We start from the raw sequence: 16,450 nt of genomic DNA, 5'->3' as shown, positions 1-16,450 counted from the left end.
TTTTTGAGTAGAGAAAGTGAGTTTCACACCTAATCCCCTATATCAAAGTAGATGATAGTCCTTCCGTAAAGTCGAAAGCTTGCAAAGTCTGCTCTCTTGCTCTTGCATTTGATTAATTGTAGCATATGCGGATTTACCAATAGATTAAGGTTTCTTCGAAGGCCAGTTTTAAAACACTTGATTGCTTTCAATTTCTCAATCCTTCGTTTCTTCATCATCTTCCACCTCATCACCTTCTTTTTCTGTCAAAGCCATATTCCCACTGTTGCTGTTGCCATTTATGAAAATTACTGTAATAATTGATCTAGACTTTTATCATCACATTGATGGCTAAAGCCAGTTCTTGTATAGTTCCTTTAATTTCTCCCTATCGAAAATCTTATGTGTTTATTCTTGGCAGAGATCATAAAAATTTCACTTTATAACCGGCGGAGATCTGTATCAGTCAATATGTAGTCGGACGACGGTAAAGCTTAAAAGTTTTTCCCAAAAAGTTAACTGATGATGCTATCTCAGGGTTGTCTCTTTTTCGGTTATTACGTCTGTACACAATTGTTATACTTGCCTATTTAATGAATAGTCTGAAAATGTACAGCCTTCCCGCTATTTGGTTATCATAAATACTGATGGGTTGCTGCTTAGGGAGTGATGTAAGGTGTCATCCTAGCAACCTTCAATAAGAATAAGCAGGCTTTGGGGAAAAATTATTTATAGAAATTGTGAATAACAAAGCTAGGGTCTTCCTATAAAAGACATATTAGATAATGATCGACTTCATTGGTTGGGCACATATCTTTAAAAATCTAAAACTTTATAAGTCATCTCACCAATTGCTGTCCTGATATAAATCTGGACCTTGAATTACTCTATTTCGTAGGCTCTTTTACAAAAACTTCAAAAAATCCAGAAGTTGTTTAAGCAAATAGGGCTTAATAAATTTTAGGTTTTATTAAGATTTTAAAATGTGGAAACACCTTAAAAAGTTACTAAAAACTAAAATGACTATTTTAGTCATTGGAGGAATTCATATTAATTTTTCTCGCAAACAATCCATTGATTGACTTGAAACATATTTTGAACCAGTCTATTTAACTTTTTCTTCAGTGACATTTTATACTTGACCAAATTACTCAGCTTTTCGCCGTAGTTTTGAGTGAAATGTTGAACTACATTAAAACCCTGTTCTTCACAAATTTTTTGAAGCAACTCTTTTGGGAAAAGAAAAGTGTGTTCAACTCCATCTATGATATCAGGTACTTCCAGTTTAAGCAGCTTAATCCAACGATGCATCTTATACAGGTTGCTTGAAAAGTTAGGAGTTCCAATAGCTAAGTGCCCGCCAGGTTTAAGAATTCGCTTCATTTCTTGAATATATGCGATTGGATCCAGGACATGCTCTATAACATGGGAAATATGAATAAAATCGAAAAACGAATCAGGATAATTCGCTTGCCAAATATCTCCTTGAAACGTCTTAACTGGAAAATGCGATTTAACAAACTCTAATGCACCACTATCAAATTCAGTTGCAAATAATTCGCAATTCATTTGATTAGCATAGGCAAGACCAAGCCCTAAACCACAACCTACGTCTAAAAATCTAGTCCCCCCCCCCAACAATTTAAGAAACACTGCTTCTTTCCTGATAGACTCCTCATTTAGAGTAGAAATTCTAATAAAATGTTCAGAAATTAATTGCTTGTAATTAACAGCTTCATAATGTTCCTTTTCATAATAATTATTATAGTAGGATTCTAATTCCTTTTCATCTGCCATAGGATTTGCAAAAACTAAATTACAATTCACACACTTCACCCGAGAAATATGAGGACCTTTTCTTAAAGTATCTATTGCAAACCCTTTTAAAATCTTTGACCCACAAAGTGGACACTCTCTATGTAAAATCATTTATATTTTATTTTAGAATACTCCCTAACACTCAAACCTATCATCCACCAAGTTACCCAAGATATATAAGTGTAAATTTCAACATTTGCAGTGAATAGTGGCAAAAGCAACCCAACCTTAACAATTCCTCCTACAAAAGCAATTCTGGCGTTGTAAGTATTATCTGTAAAATTAAAAACTTTAAGTGCTGTCCTAATCCCGCTAAAAAGTGTAGCGATATACAGAACCATTCCTATCCATCCCAATTGTGCCCCAAAAATAAGAAATTGATTTTCTCCACCCACCCGAAGATCATCTTCCACACTTCCGAAATTCCCACTCATCGCTAAACCTATTCCCATTGGGTTGGCTATCATCGAATCCAAGGCCAAAAGCCATTCAACCACGTGTCCTATGCTGGATGTATTTTCAAAAGTCAGAGTGTCCAGTACAAAGAAGTAAAAGTCTTCTGAGGCGAAAAAGACCACGTAAATTGCAAATGCAACTAGAGCCAAAAATCCAGCTCCAATTAATTTGTAAAGCTTAAATACCAAGGCAATGAAAAAAATCATTACAAAAAAAGCGGCAAAGGCAGCTCTGGAGGCAGAGAACACCAAGCTTCCCAGAGAACAAGCCATGACCAATAAGTAAAGCCAGCTGTATTCTCGTCTGCTGGTCAGAAACCAAATCAGTCCCGCAGCAAACCCCATCAAAACAGAGCTCGCCATTTCCAAAGGATCAGAGAAAAAGCTCGCCAGGCGCTTCATGGCATTGGTGGTTTCAAAAGTCCAAGTCAACCCGTAATTCCCTGTTGGCTCAATGTCGTTGATGTATAAATTAAAAAGGGCATATCCAGTAAATTGCTGTAGATGGGCATTCAATAGAAAATACTCTACTAAATTGACCAAAAAGGCCCCGATAGCCACAAAAAAGATAATTTTGAAAATGCGTCCTATTTCCCAATCCTGAAAAGAGCTGTTTCTTCCCAGAAAATAAATCAAGCCAGGAATCAACATGCTTTTAAAATACAAAGCCTTGTTTAAAAAGGAAGCTTCTCCTATGGGTAACAAAAGGTAAATAAAAGCCAAAGCCAAAAAGGCCAGAAAAAACCAATCTGTGGCAACCAAACGGAAGGGATATGAGCCAATTTTCTTATTGTACAGAAGAAATACGGCTAATGCTATAAGAATAATGAGCTCCTTCAAGATTTGAAAAAATCCTACTACAGCCGAAGATTCTGTAGCTAAATAAACTACGCTAAGACTAGTGATATAAATAGGAAGAAAAGCGGCTAAGAAATAGATAAAATAGCTCCATTTACCTTGAAAAATCATTTTTTCCAAAGTCCAAAGAAAGCCTGCGCTGACAGCCAAAGTGATGAGTAGAAATACTATTAAGGCCATTGGGGTGCTGGGCTAAGTGGTGTTGAAAACCCATCTCTAATGCCTTTGGCCACTGCTCTGAGCTTTCGAAAACGTCCCCTAAGCAGAAAATAGACCATCCATAAAGTGAACCTACCCATATGATAGGCGAAGCCTCCAAGGGTTCTCATATAAGCCTCTAAAGGTTTGAAACCCTTGGAGGATTCATCTTGAGCTAATCCTCTCAAAAGGAAAAATTGATTGCGCACGTGAAAATAGAATACCCGTGCATTGAGGGTTCCTTCTGAGTGTTTCTTTTTAGAAGAAGCCCCCGCTTCGTGGTAAATTTTGGCATCTGGAACGAGACCGATTTCAAAACCTTCCTTTCGGATTCTCAAAGACCATTCTACATCCTCAAAATAAGCGAAATATTGCTCGTTCAATAAGCCTGTTGCTAAAACAGCCTCTCTGGAAATCAACATGCAGCAACCAGTTGCCCAATCTAAATTAGAACTGGTAACTCTATATTTTTTTAAATTTTTTCGGTCTCCCAGCGTTTTTGCCCGACCCAGTCCTTCAATCCATTTTCCGCCTGCAGACCATATTTTTTCTCTATCATCCAAAAAACAGATCATGGGTTGCACGACTCCCAATGAAGCTTTTTGCTGCATTTCAAGCACCATTTTTCCCAAAAAATCAGGCTCTACCAGCGTGTCATTATTGAGTAATAATAAATGGGAAAAACCCATTTCCAATGCCTTTCTGATTCCAACATTGTTGCCTCCTGAAAAGCCCAGGTTTTCCTCATTTTCAATTAGTAAAATATCTGGAAATTCATTTTTCAGGACTAGTCCTTCAGGCTTTTGGGAATCATTGTCTACCAGAATAATTTTAAAGTCCAGGAAGTCTAATTTCAGTAATGAATCCAGACAATTCCGGGTAAAATCTAACCCATTCCAATTGACTAGGATAATAGCAACCGATGGATCAGGAGTAAAAACCATGTACGAGATTTTTTTCGTGGCGGTATAACAAAACCAGACAAATCAAAAACACGATGATTTCGGTGGAAATAATCCCGAAACATAAACCTATTCCTCCAAAGTAATAGGTTAAAATAGCGGATACAATAATCATATACACGCACATCATCCAGCTAGCCTTGAAGAGTAATTCTTTCAAGTCTGCAACCAACAGCAGCGTTACATTTCCCACATTTAAGCAGGCTAAAAAGGGAACCGCCGCCAATATTTTCAGATACATTACTGACTCTTGCAAATCACTTCGTGACAGAACCTGAATGATCCAAGGCGCAGCAAAATGGGTTCCTGCGGATATAAATATTCCAGCCAGTAAAACTCGGAGATATACGTTTTTGAGGAACTTGTAAAATCGGACAGGGTCGGCTTGATATAGTTTGGAAGCATTGGGAAAAATAGCCTGAATAATCAAGGCAGGGAATAATCGTAGGACCATTACAACACGCTCGGCCAAACTATACATCCCCAAGGTTTCTGCCACAGAGAAAAAGCTCAAAATGATTAAACCACCATTTGTTGAAATAAAACTTGTTGCGCTACTTAAAAAAAGTAGAAAATTCTGAATATAACTTTTTAAAATTTCAGACCATTCTGGTTTAATAATTTTAATTCCTAAAACTCTATTTATATAAAAAATTAAAAGGATGTTGATAATCAATCCAAAAAGGCCTAACATAAAATTGACCCAATGGCTTTGCTCTGGACTGTGGATAAACAAAACGATTCCCATTAAAAATAGGAGCTTTGAAAATATGTTGGCAATAGAGACCAACTTCATCTTTTCCATTCCCTGAAAAAACCAAAGGGGCAGCGTGGCTTCGGAAAATAAAAGCAAAGAGGAGAAAACCAGAATGAGTTGATATTCCTGAAAAAGGTTGAACCCAAATGCTCCTACAAGAATCAGAATTGTAGCAATGGCTGCCAAAATGATTTTGCCTGAAAAAATGTTGGAGACAAGGTGCGACAAGGTTGCCTTATCTTGCTGATTAATCGCCACTTCTCTCGGAGCACTTAAGTTAAAACCATATACTACCAAAACATTCATTATCACAATTACAGAAAGCGCCAAATTAACCAGTCCAAATTGGTCTACCCCTATGCTTTGAATCAGCAAGGGCATGGAAATAATGGAAATCAGCACATTGGAAGACTGAATAATGCCCAAGAAGAGAAAGTTCTGAATGGACTTATTGCGAATGAAATTGCTGAGCGGAAGTAATGTGAGTTTTTCAAACATGGCAGCTTTATTTTAGCTCTCCTGCACATGTTTTTGGTACAGTCTGTTGAAATACAAGCCAAAAAGCACCAGCAAACCTATAATAACTGCACCCAAAACAATCCCTTTCACCAAGAGGATTTCAGTTCTTTTCAATGGATACCTTGGGGAGTCGATAATCTGTATCAGCGGGGAATTGTTTCTGTGATTAACCCGGGCTATTTCCAGATTTTTCACGATCTCTTGATAAACAGCTCCCGAGGCCTGTACATCAATCTGTCTTTTGCGGCTTTCTATGGTAGCAGTGGAAAGTAAAGGGTTGGCATTGGGAACTCTATCCTGCGCACTGGCATATGCTCCTATGCTCTCATCCAAAATTGCCCGAACAGAGTCAGCCTGAGATTGGAGAATAGCCAAATTCTCCCCTGTCTTTTTTGTCTTGGTTTCGTAATAGAAAGTATTGACTTTATTGACCAAGGTCTCATTGAAAACCTTAGCAAAAGCCTCATCCTTGGAAGAAATACTAACCTGTATGATGCTTAGCTTTCGATCAGGCTTGGAAACAGCCAGCTGCTTTTCTCTGATCAATTTGGCAACTTCTTTTACCACGGAGTCCTGTGCTACGCTAAACTCCTCTCTTGAGATTGAAAAGTCCATAGAGGGAATATCTACTTTTGAAGACCATTTTTCATCCAGCTCTTCAAAAGTAACAAAGCGATCAATCAATAGCTCTTCCTCAGAAAATGGGCTTAGCAAAGTTTCTCCCAGCATCCTATCAGACTTGTACAACTCCATGATATTGTCCCCCTGGAATAGACCGCTCGTGCTTCCCAAAGAACCTAAATTAACACCAACGAGAGAAGCGAGTCCGGACATTTGACTCAAGCTGCCTGTATCTCCTTCTTCCAATACAAAGGAGGTTTCAGCATGAAATACGGGTTTCTTAAAAATTGAAACCAAAGCACCTAAGACCACACCTATTAGTCCGGCAAGCAATAATGTCTTCCATTGGGATAAAAAATACCGAAACCAATCTCTCAGGTTCTGAATGACTTCTTTCAAAGTGAACTGGTTATCAGAAAAATGCTTGTTTTCAGCCATAATTAATTCCAGTTGATTTGGGAAAGTACCAGAGCCAAAGTAGCCAAACCGGTAGTGACTCCAACTACATCACCCAATCGTAAAGGTATTTTCGGTCCCTTGGTCGGAACAATCACTTCTGCCCCCGGCTCCACAGATGGATAACTCCTTATTCCCAAAAATCCTTTGGTTCTTTTCACGGCACCATTCGCATAGACCACATAGGTTTGTTTTCTATTGGCTCTCCTTTCAAATCCCCCAGCTCCGTTGATATAATGCTTCAAGCTTCTTCCGTTTTCATGTCGCAGTGTAGTAGGGTAAACTACATCTCCACGCATTCTCACTGTTTGCAGAAGTTTTGGTACAGATAGTACATCGCCTTCCTCCAAAATCAAATCATCTTCGGATCCCGGGTTTTTTAAGATGGTTTCCAAATCTATCGCCACAGCTTCTGTTTCTCTTATTTTCACATTAAAACCGGGAGTTTCAGCTGCAATTTGGTCTAAGGACTCTCTCTTCGTATTGGCAACGGTTGATTGGTCAGCACTGTCCCCTTTTGGAAGATTGGAAAAAAGCCTTTGAACCAACTCTTCCTGTGCTTCTGAATTGTTCGGGTCGCGCATGAGTTGCATGCGAAGTTCTTCCAAATTTCTTTGCCTTCGAATTTGCTCCGACTCGGTATTGAAAAACTCTGTTCTTCTGATCAGTGTTGCTCCCTTTGAATAGGCAAATTGATTGAGTCCACCTGCTCTTCGAACTAAGTCAGAAATCCGCTCTCCGGAACTCTGAATTGCGAAAATACCGGGAGAGTTTACTTGCCCCTCTACAGCCACTAACCTTTGCATGGTAAAACTAGCCTTCTTACGAACAATGACTTGGTCATAGGGGCTAAGCGTTTGGGAATCAGCTCTATAAGATAAATCTGGATTGACCTGAACAGGTATGATATCTGATAAAGTTCCTAAATCAGTATCCTCTAATCTCCTTGCAATTTCGATATCATTAGGATTGGCGGACTCCTGAAAGCCTCCTGCCAAAATCAATAATTCCTCCACGGTCATGTCAGAAGAGAAAGGATAAACCCCTGGCCTTTTTACCTCACCCAAAACTTGAACATACTGTTCATTTCTGATATCGTAAATACTGGATATGCGGACTACATCCTCCCTTTTTAAAGGAATATCAGCAATAGAGCCCGCCAAAACAGCTTTTAGATTCACCTGAATCATTTCAGTGCTAAGGTCAGGCCTGGTTCTTAAAATGCTGGCTTGCTCGGTGTAGGCATCGCCTCTCAGTCCCTCCGCATTTTTGATCAGTTGGGTTAAGGTCAGCCCATCAGACAGGGCAAAAGTTCCTTCCCTATACACCGCACCTTTGATTTGCACGCGATTAGAATACCTGTCCAGGATTTTTCCTACAGTAATCTCATCTCCCCCTTTGAGAATAAACATCCCAAATTGGTTCTTGTAAACATCAGACACAGAGCGCTGATTTTCTGTGATTCTCGATATAGCTACTCTATCTTCAAATGCCAAATCAGTGAATCCCCCTGCATAGTTTAAAAGATCTTGGAATGTGTCACCTACCTTTATTTCAAAAGTCAATGGTCTTTTTACTTCTCCTTTGATGCTTACTCTGGAAATAAAGGGAGTGACCAAAATCACATCCTGATCACGTAGCTGCAAGTCTAAATTGGCGGTACCATTAATCAATAAGTCATAAACATCGACCATCGCGATCTGCTTATTGTTTCTGACCACTTTAATTTGGCGCATGGTGCCATTATCATTAGGACCTCCAGCTGCATAAAGCGCATTGAATACCGTTGAAAAAGCACTGAGTGTGAAAGTTCCTGGCAACCTAACTTCTCCTAAAATGTGAACTTTAATGGTCTTTACATTTCCCAAGGTCACTTGTAAAAAGGTTTTTGGATTCGGACCATTCAAGCTGGGGTAAAATCTACCCACTCTGTTTCTAATAATTCCAGTAGCTTCTTCAATGGATTTTCCAGATACTGAAATTGGACCAATATTATCCAGAATTACAAATCCATCAGGATTGACTGTGGCTTCATAATATTGCTCTGACTGTCCATAAATATCTACAAAAATGACATCTCCGGGACCGAGCACATAATTCTGAGGGGTGGCTTGGTTCAGGCTTGGCTCAAAGCTTAGCCTCCTGTTTTTCTGATAAAAAAGATTGCTCCCGAACAATTGACTATTTCCTGATTCTACTTCAGGCTGTACTTCATAGATGCCTTGAGTAATTTCATTCAGATCAATTTGTCTTCTAGGCTCCCTTTTGCTGGCATTTGTACTCCGACTCGCAGTTCCGCTTAGGTCTAAGTCCTCAAGTCTTTTTCGTAGTTTTTCGATTTCGGCTCCAGACATTCCCCGCATTTGAGCCATTTGAAGAAATTGAGTCGTACTGAGTCCAGCCTCATTGGCTCTTTTGACAAGCTCTTGTAATTGTTCATCACTAAGTTCATCAACCTTGATACTTGAAATATCCGTGTTTTGCTGAGCAATAAGCGGCTCAGGGTTACTGAGAAGAATGCCTGCCAAAAGGCAGAAAAAGTACCAGAATCTTTTTAATTGAATCATGCGAAAATGCTGTCCCGGGTGAATTTCAAACAAATATGCAATTTAAAAATCCGTGAATTTCTGTTTTTAACCAAAAATAGTTCCAAAAAGCTACCAAAAACAAAGAGATAAGAAGTCTTATTCGGTGCAGTTTTTACAAATCTCAATTTGAGTTCGGTCATTTAGCAACTGTTTTCTAAAAGATTGGTAGTTAGCTGATTTCCAGATTTCCTTGATCGCCTGAGATTGAAAATCGCCCATCACATGGGTCGCGTCTTTATCAAAGCAACAAGGAACTACCTTTCCATCCCAAGTTACTACCGCTCCCTGCCACATTCTCCAGCATTTGTTTTCCACTTTCTTTTTCAATTTCCAGCGACCGTTCCCTGCAGGGATATACCTGGAGTAGCCCAAATCAGATGGAATCAATTCGGAGCCATTTTCAAAATCATAGATTTGTGTGCTTTTTAGCTGGAGCTCATCGACTTCCAGAGCTTTCGCCCACTTTTTTAATTCAGGAATCTGATGTTCATTTTGTCCGGTCACCAAAAACTGAAGTACAATTCGTGGAAAAAGCTTCCCTTGCCTTTTTCTCTCAGAGATTAAATTGTCTAATCCTTCCTGTACTTTTTTTAAGTTTCCTCCAATTCTGTATTGTTGATAGACTTCCTGAGTGATTCCATCCATGGAGACTATCAGTTGCTTCAGGCCACTGGCTAAAATCTGCTTTACTCTTTCCTTATCCAGATAATGCGCATTAGTGGAAGTGGAGGTGAAAACTCCCTCTTTATTTGCAAAACTGACCATTTCTAAAAAGCGTGGATTTAGAAATGGCTCTCCCTGAAAGTAGAGATGTAGCCAGGTCAAATGTTTTTTGGATTGTAGAATTACTTTTTCAAAAAGCCCATTTTCGAGCATTCCTGTAGGTCGGCTGAAAGACCTTAAGCCCGAAGGACATTCCGGGCAACGTAAGTTACAGCTAGTAGTAGGTTCAATACTTAATGTAGTCGGCTGACCCCAGATAATGGGTTTTTTCAGGATTCGGCTCAGTTGAAAAGAAAGGCCCAACATAGCAATATTGCTCACCTTTCTGAAGGAAAGCTGTTTGGAAAATGCAAAAGCGGTTAGGAGCTGATTTTTCACTTCAGAAAGAAAAGCAATCCTTAAGGAAAGGCCAAGTATGCATACTCAAAAGGGAAGGAATTCGTTTCCATTCATTATCATTGCAAGGATATTTTCGAATCAAAAGTGAATCACATGAAGGCTTCAAGGTTAATTCTTATTAGCAGTTTAATTCTATTGATATTTTCCTGCGGCAAAAAAGAAGAAACATGTCAGCTTGATGAAGATATTCTAGATCAAGAGCTGGAGCTTACTATTACCCGGCTGGAGCAGGAATTTTTTTCAGCAAAAACCCAAGAGGATTTCTCCTTCTTGTTGGAAAAACATCCAGAGTTTACCCAAATTTATTTACAGGCGGACTTATATCCCTCTTTGGATACATTGGCTTCCGAACTTTTAGCTATACATCAGGACTCAGCCATGCAGGTGCTGAATGACTCCGTGCAACAGGTTTTCACAGATTTTTCTGATGTGGAAAAGCAGCTGGAAAATGCATTTAAATACATCAAACACTACTTCCCAGAATTTAAAATACCCAAGGTTTACACATTTGTTTCGGGCTTTAACTCAGACTTGGTGGTGACTGAGGACATCATTGTCATTGGTTTGGATTATTACCTTCCTCCCAGCCACACATTTCAGCCAGAACTTGCACGCTATATGGCAGAACGATATGACAGGCCTTATATCGTACCGATGATTGTCACAGCAATTTCCTCCAGATTTAATCAAACAAACCCTCAGGATAAGACGCTTTTGGCAGAGATGATTTATTATGGAAAAGCTTACCATTTTACTAAAGCAATTTTGCCATGCACTTCTGACCAGTTTATCATTGGGTATACTCCTGAGCAGATTTCTGAGTCCTTTGCCAATGAGGAATTTATCTGGGCTCACTTTGTGGAAAATGAGCTGCTTTATGAAACCAACCCATTTGAAATCAGAAAATATATGGGAGAGGCTCCATTCACAGATGCCATCAGCACCAAAGCTCCGGGAAGATTAGGAAGATGGTTGGGATGGAATATTGTGGACGATTATGTATTCAACCAGGACGTGAGCCTATACCAATTGATGGGTAATCCGGATGCGGAGCAAATTTTCAGGCAGTCAGGATATAGACCTCGTCCCCCTGCTTAGGAGGGTTTTTTCCTGGATCTAATAGATGAGCAAGCCTCTCTACAGCATGCTCTTTGGTGAAATAGTTTTCTGCCAGAAGACGGCTATTTTCCTGGTAACTTTTCAGGGTTTGGGGGTGTTGTTCGAGTATTTCCAGTTGCTCAAAACATCTAGCCATTTTCCCTGGCAAGCAAGAAATCCCGAGCTGATGCTTTTTGACCAATTGATATACCCAGCCTTTGTGATTGACAATTATACCCTTGCCAGCTCCTAAGGCATCAAAGAACTTATTGGGACTATTTGTCTTTAATACAGGTAAGTGAGCAAATGAAATCCAGGCCAAGTCGGCTATTCCCAATAATTCGTTGACTTGTTCTTTTGAACCAAAGGGAAAGAAATGGACTTGTTTTAAACTCAATTTTTCAACGCTCTTTTCCAACGTTTGCTTTTCGCTACCATCTCCCATGATTAAAAATTGCCAGGTCTTACCCTGTTGCTGAGCGATTTTAGCCAAATCCACCAATTCGTCAACCGCATTAACTTTTCCCAAGGCTCCCGCATAGGCTATAGTCAAAGATGGATTTAATCCATGCTTCTGAAGTAGGTCTTGGTTTTTCTCCTGAGGAAAAAATTGCTTTAAGTCTGCGAAATTTGGTATGATCTGAACGTCAAACTGTGGATTGATTTGTCTGATGTAGGCAGCGATTCCGGGTGAAAGGGCTACTATTTTTAATGCATTTCGATAAATTTTGGCTTCAAGCCGAAAAAGGTACTTTTTAAGTAATCTATTTTGGATAGCCCCAACCTGAACAGGTGCTTCCGGCCAGAGATCACGAACTTCAAAAATATAGGGGATTGCTAATTTCTTCTTTGCCCAAAGCCCAATCCAACCCGTGGTCAAAGGAGTGGAAGTAATATAAAGTAAGTCTGGACGATTTAGCTTTGGAATTAGCTTTTTACATTGCTTTACAAAAATCCAGAATGCCTTGATCCTCTGAAAAAAGCCAAACTTTTGATCATAGGAAACCGGTAAATAATGGACCTTGATTCCTTCTATCCATTTTTGATCATAGTGCTGCTGATTCCCACCAGTAATAAGTTCAACTTCAAATCCTTTTTCTACCAAGCCCTTTGCCAAATGAAATGACCTAACTGCACCACCTTCTTCGGGCGTTCTGAAATACTGGTGGATGTAAAGGATTTTCATAGCTTTTGAATTTTCAGCCATTCAGCTAGTAAAAATAAGTTGTACAAAGTCAAAAAATGACTTTTGACATGGTTCTCTGGCTTTTCCAAAAGTTCATTGGTAACCTTTGGAAGTATATCCTGATAATCTTTTTTAAAAGTCGCTAGTTCCTGAAAGATCCTTTCCCGGAATTCTCCCTTCTCTGAAAACCATTCCAATAAAGGTAATCCAAATCCGGTTTTTTTACGATTGCCCACCCAACTTAATCCTCGATCCTTGAGAATTTGCCTCAACCATTTTTTCCCCAATAAAAGCTCATCAGATTTAATTTCTTTCCAAAATTGAATAACCCCTTCATCCAAGTAAGGCGACCTTCCCTCGATTCCATGCGCCATTAAGGCACTATCCTGAATTTTTAAGACATCCTGAACCAGATAAACTCTTCGATCGAAATCCAACATTTGCTTGTAAGATGATAATCGCTCATCAAAAATTCTTTCATGATCTGAAAAGAGGTCTTCTTGAAGACTTTCCAGTGCGGAAAAATTCATGAACGTTCTCTTAGGGTTTTCCTCTATACCTGTCAGAAACTTTTCCCAATTTCGGTTCAAAGGTAGTTTGAGAAGAAGTGGCTTTAGACGCAGGAGCCAATCCTTTCTTCTCCAATAGAAATCAAAAGCCTGATGCCGCTGATATCCTCCCCAGAGTTCGTCCGCACCTGCTCCGGACGCCAGTACTTTGACGTGTTTTTTAGCCTCCTTACCAATTAGCCAAGTTAAAAAGCTGGCCGAATCCCCAATAGGTAAATCCAAAGTCCTGAGATATTCCTCCCAGTTTTCCCAAAATATGGTTTGATCTACCTGGATCAAATGATTTTCCGAAGGAAGAGTTTTTCCAAGTTTTTTGACCGCCTCAGCATCTCCATATTTGTTAGAATACGCAGCTTCATGAGCGATGGTGAAAGTATGCAAAGGAACTCCTGTTTCCTGATACCAAAGCGAATAAAGCGAGGTGCTATCTATTCCTCCACTGAGTAGCATCCCCACAGGCACATCAGCATGAAATTGCTTTAAAACGGCGTCTAATAGCAGTTCTTGAAGACGATTTTTCGAGACTTCTTGTTGTGCTGATGGAAGAGAGGGAATATTATCCCAGCGAAAAGCGGAATGCTGTCGAATTAAACTGAATCTGGAGGGTTTCCATTCTTTGACACCCTTGAAAAATGTCTTTCCCTGAAGGGGAGTTCTCATGTAATAATAATATTCCAACTGACTTTTATCCAGCTTGCTCTTCGCGAGTTTGCCTACTCCTCTGCTTTCTGAGGAAATGATTAAGCGATCTTGATTTTGATGATAATAGAGCGGTTTTTCACCATTTTTATCTCTTGCCACCAAGACTGTTTGGTTGCTTAAATCCACAAAAATCAAGGCAAACATGCCCTGTAATTTTTCAAGACCTTTTGCACCAAAAATTCTCAGCCAATGAGTCAAAACTTCAGTGTCTGAATGGGTAACAAACTCTACTCCCATTTTTTGAAGTAAATTTCTCAGATCCTGATAGTTGTAGATTTCTCCATTCCAGATAAGCATCGACCTCCCATCTGGTGCCCAAAAAGGTTGATCAGCATCAGGTCCGGGATGTAAAATTTTGAGTCGATTAACACCAAGCCAAAGCCCCGGCCAAGGGCTAAAAGAGGCTTCCTGATCGGGACCTCTGTGCCTACTTTCGTTTAGAAGTCCCTGAATCGATTCTTCTTTGGCTCCTTTACCCCAAATCAGATGAATGCCACACATTTATTTTTTCTTTGGTTCGGCGGTTAATTTTCCTTGGTTTTTTTCAAAATACCTGCAAAAATGAGTGATGCTACACTCTTCGCATTTGGGTCTTCTGGCCAAACAGGTATATCTGCCATGTAGAATCAACCAATGATGAGCCTTGTGAACATGTTCTTTCGGAATATGGCGGATCAAATGTTTTTCTACCTCTAGAGGTGTTTTTGCAGTTTGAGGAACCAGGCCGAGTCTTCTTGATACGCGAAACACGTGCGTATCTACGGCCATGTTGGGTTGATTCCAAACTACTGAGGTAATCACATTTGCGGTTTTCCTTCCCACTCCTGGAAGCTTGGTGAGTTCTGCTACAGTTTCAGGCACTTTTCCGCCAAATTCTTCCATTAGCATTTTACCCAAACCCAACAGGTGCTTGGTTTTATTATTGGGATAAGAAACGGATTTGATATAAGGGAAAAGCTCATCAAAATGGGATGCAGCCAAATGAGCGGGAGTAGGAAAATCCCGAAATAAGGCCGGAGTGACCATATTGATACGCTTGTCAGTACATTGAGCGGATAGTACTACTGCCACCAAAAGCTGAAATGGATCCTCGTATTGAAGCTCCGTTTCTGCTACGGGCATGTTTTCCGAAAAGTAATTGATAAAGGCTTCGTATCGCTCTTTTTTTAGCATGGAAATCTAAACTTGTATGGAGGGCTTAAGATAGGTAATATTGGAAGAACTTCTCCAGCGCAACTGGATTGGAAAACTAAATTACATTTTCCTTTTAATATTCTTCAAAGGCATGAAAAGTCTACTTATCCCGGCCCTATTTTGTTTATTTATCAATATGGAAATTTCTGCCCAAAGCCGCCCTAGAGAATTAGGCATTCAGTTTGGATTGCTCCCAACTGGACCCTTGAATGCAATTACGGATGTAAAAGGAGTGAAAGTAGGGCATCTTACTAAAATAGAAGGAACGTCTATTCGAACCGGAATTACGGCAATACTAGCTCACGATGGAAATCTCTTTCAGGAAAAGGTGCCCGCAGCGATTTTTGTTGGAAATGGATTCGGAAAGCTAGCAGGAGTGACTCAAGTGCAGGAACTGGGAAACCTAGAAAGCCCAATAATTTTAACCAATACACTCAGCGTGGCTGCTGGTATTGAAGGAGTGGTGCGCTATTCTTTAGGTCAGCCGGGAAATGAAAATGTTCAATCTGTCAATGCAGTGGTAGGTGAAACCAATGACGGTTTTCTGAATGATATCCGGGGAATGCATATCAGTCACGATGAGGTAATACAAACAATTCAGGCTGCAAAAGTAGGGCAAGTTGCGGAAGGAAATGTTGGAGCCGGAACTGGAACGGTTTGCTTTGGCTGGAAAGGAGGAATCGGAACATCTTCCAGAAAATTACCAGAAAGCTTGGGTGGATACACGGTCGGAGTATTGGTTCAAACAAACTTTGGAGGAAACCTACAAATAGCAGGAGTTCCGGTAGGCGAAAAATTGGGAAAATACCCATTTAAAGATGCCTTGGAAAAAGCAGATGGAAGCTGCATGATTGTAGTGGCAACGGATGCACCCGTCTTAGAAAGAAATTTGGAAAGAATGGCTCAGCGTGCCATGATGGGCCTGGCAAAAACTGGAGGAATTGCTTCCAATGGCTCGGGTGATTATGTGATTGCCTTTTCCACAAATGAAGGTCTTAGAATCCCTTATACCTCTGATAAAAAACTGAAGTCAGAATTTTTAGCGAATGAGGAAATGAGTCCACTTTTTATGGCCGTAATTGACGCTACAGAGGAAGCAATAATCAATTCACTTTTTGCTGCAGAAACGATGATGGGCAAAGAGGGCAGAACTGTGGAAGCCTTGCCAAAGGAAAAAGTTTTGGAGATTATTAACTCTAATTGAAAAAAGGGTTGGCTTAAAGATGACTTTTTTTGATTAGAATTTTCATCAAAGGAATTTCTACGCCAGAGCTCAATTTACCTTTCAACTACAAATTTCTAAAATTATTTCGGCTCTCATTTTTTTATCAGATAATTTTATCGAGATTAGTTGAGATAACTGATTTT

12 protein-coding genes are annotated in these 16,450 nt (G+C 39.8%); 2 read left to right on the top strand and 10 right to left on the bottom strand.

The genetic code is table 11. From position 1 onward, the window contains the following. Positions 1–1,029: 1,029 nt before the first annotated feature. From GYM62_RS17700 to GYM62_RS17670, 7 genes are all read right to left on the bottom strand, one after another. Complete coding sequence (locus tag GYM62_RS17700) at positions 1,030–1,908, bottom strand: bifunctional 2-polyprenyl-6-hydroxyphenol methylase/3-demethylubiquinol 3-O-methyltransferase UbiG (protein ID WP_219957377.1); 879 nt, start codon at positions 1,906–1,908, stop codon at positions 1,030–1,032. Then, positions 1,905–3,290, bottom strand: a complete 1,386-nt coding sequence (locus tag GYM62_RS17695) for an O-antigen ligase family protein (RefSeq protein ID WP_219957376.1) — start codon at positions 3,288–3,290, stop codon at positions 1,905–1,907. The genes GYM62_RS17700 and GYM62_RS17695 overlap by 4 nt, the downstream gene beginning before the upstream one ends. Beyond that, positions 3,281–4,252 carry a glycosyltransferase family 2 protein gene (locus tag GYM62_RS17690; RefSeq protein WP_219957375.1) on the bottom strand — a complete coding sequence of 324 codons (972 nt, stop codon included), beginning with the start codon at positions 4,250–4,252 and terminating at the stop codon, positions 3,281–3,283. The genes GYM62_RS17695 and GYM62_RS17690 overlap by 10 nt, the downstream gene beginning before the upstream one ends. Further along, positions 4,236–5,525 (bottom strand): oligosaccharide flippase family protein, encoded by a 1,290-nt coding sequence (locus GYM62_RS17685; RefSeq protein ID WP_219957374.1) that lies wholly within the window; start codon positions 5,523–5,525, stop codon positions 4,236–4,238. The genes GYM62_RS17690 and GYM62_RS17685 overlap by 17 nt, the downstream gene beginning before the upstream one ends. Positions 5,526–5,537: 12 nt before the next feature. Further along, entirely contained in the window at positions 5,538–6,605 is a 1,068-nt protein-coding gene (locus GYM62_RS17680) for an exopolysaccharide biosynthesis protein (RefSeq protein ID WP_219957373.1), read from the bottom strand. 2 nt (positions 6,606–6,607) lie between these two features. Next, positions 6,608–9,190, bottom strand: coding sequence for an SLBB domain-containing protein (locus tag GYM62_RS17675; RefSeq protein ID WP_219957372.1), 2,583 nt, complete (start codon positions 9,188–9,190; stop codon positions 6,608–6,610). Between the two features lie 117 nt (positions 9,191–9,307). After that, the gene (locus GYM62_RS17670) at positions 9,308–10,312 is read right to left on the bottom strand and encodes an SPASM domain-containing protein (RefSeq protein ID WP_144605931.1); all 1,005 of its coding nucleotides are present in this window, start codon (positions 10,310–10,312) and stop codon (positions 9,308–9,310) included. A gap of 114 nt (positions 10,313–10,426) precedes the next feature. On the opposite strand from GYM62_RS17670, the gene gldB reads away from it, so the two are divergent. After that, a complete protein-coding gene (gene gldB / locus GYM62_RS17665) occupies positions 10,427–11,431 on the top strand; it encodes a gliding motility lipoprotein GldB (RefSeq protein WP_144605932.1) in 1,005 nt (334 codons plus the stop codon). Here gldB and GYM62_RS17660 read toward each other — a convergent pair. From GYM62_RS17660 to nth, 3 genes are read right to left on the bottom strand one after another with little or no spacing between them, the layout of a single operon-like run. Further along, a complete protein-coding gene (locus GYM62_RS17660; protein ID WP_144605933.1) occupies positions 11,394–12,617 on the bottom strand; it encodes a glycosyltransferase family 4 protein in 1,224 nt (407 codons plus the stop codon). The genes gldB and GYM62_RS17660 overlap by 38 nt on opposite strands. Further along, positions 12,614–14,389, bottom strand: coding sequence for an asparagine synthase (glutamine-hydrolyzing) (gene asnB / locus GYM62_RS17655; RefSeq protein ID WP_144605934.1), 1,776 nt, complete (start codon positions 14,387–14,389; stop codon positions 12,614–12,616). Before asnB ends, GYM62_RS17660 begins: the two co-directional genes overlap by 4 nt. Continuing rightward, entirely contained in the window at positions 14,390–15,061 is a 672-nt protein-coding gene (gene nth / locus GYM62_RS17650) for an endonuclease III (RefSeq protein WP_219957371.1), read from the bottom strand. Between the two features lie 112 nt (positions 15,062–15,173). Between nth and GYM62_RS17645 the strand changes: the two genes are divergently transcribed. Beyond that, entirely contained in the window at positions 15,174–16,286 is a 1,113-nt protein-coding gene (locus GYM62_RS17645) for a P1 family peptidase (protein ID WP_219957370.1), read from the top strand. Positions 16,287–16,450: the final 164 nt, after the last annotated feature.

The organism is Algoriphagus sp. NBT04N3 (genome assembly GCF_019443765.1).
Lineage (GTDB): Bacteria > Bacteroidota > Bacteroidia > Cytophagales > Cyclobacteriaceae > Algoriphagus > Algoriphagus ornithinivorans.
Note: the sequence above shows the minus strand (reverse complement) of the source record. Positions and strands in the feature narration are given on the sequence as shown.

Bases quoted from the DNA above. Each gene is read 5' to 3' on its own strand.
- gldB (WP_144605932.1), top strand. From the start codon at position 10,427: ATGAAGGCTTCAAGGTTAATTCTTATTAGCAGTTTAATTCTATTGATA.
- GYM62_RS17685 (WP_219957374.1), bottom strand. From the start codon at position 5,525: ATGTTTGAAAAACTCACATTACTTCCGCTCAGCAATTTCATTCGCAAT.
- GYM62_RS17695 (WP_219957376.1), bottom strand. From the start codon at position 3,290: ATGGCCTTAATAGTATTTCTACTCATCACTTTGGCTGTCAGCGCAGGC.
- nth (WP_219957371.1), bottom strand. From the start codon at position 15,061: ATGCTAAAAAAAGAGCGATACGAAGCCTTTATCAATTACTTTTCGGAA.
- GYM62_RS17680 (WP_219957373.1), bottom strand. From the start codon at position 6,605: ATGGCTGAAAACAAGCATTTTTCTGATAACCAGTTCACTTTGAAAGAA.
- GYM62_RS17645 (WP_219957370.1), top strand. From the start codon at position 15,174: ATGAAAAGTCTACTTATCCCGGCCCTATTTTGTTTATTTATCAATATG.
- GYM62_RS17690 (WP_219957375.1), bottom strand. From the start codon at position 4,252: ATGGTTTTTACTCCTGATCCATCGGTTGCTATTATCCTAGTCAATTGG.
- GYM62_RS17700 (WP_219957377.1), bottom strand. From the start codon at position 1,908: ATGATTTTACATAGAGAGTGTCCACTTTGTGGGTCAAAGATTTTAAAA.
- asnB (WP_144605934.1), bottom strand. From the start codon at position 14,389: ATGTGTGGCATTCATCTGATTTGGGGTAAAGGAGCCAAAGAAGAATCG.
- GYM62_RS17660 (WP_144605933.1), bottom strand. From the start codon at position 12,617: ATGAAAATCCTTTACATCCACCAGTATTTCAGAACGCCCGAAGAAGGT.
- GYM62_RS17675 (WP_219957372.1), bottom strand. From the start codon at position 9,190: ATGATTCAATTAAAAAGATTCTGGTACTTTTTCTGCCTTTTGGCAGGC.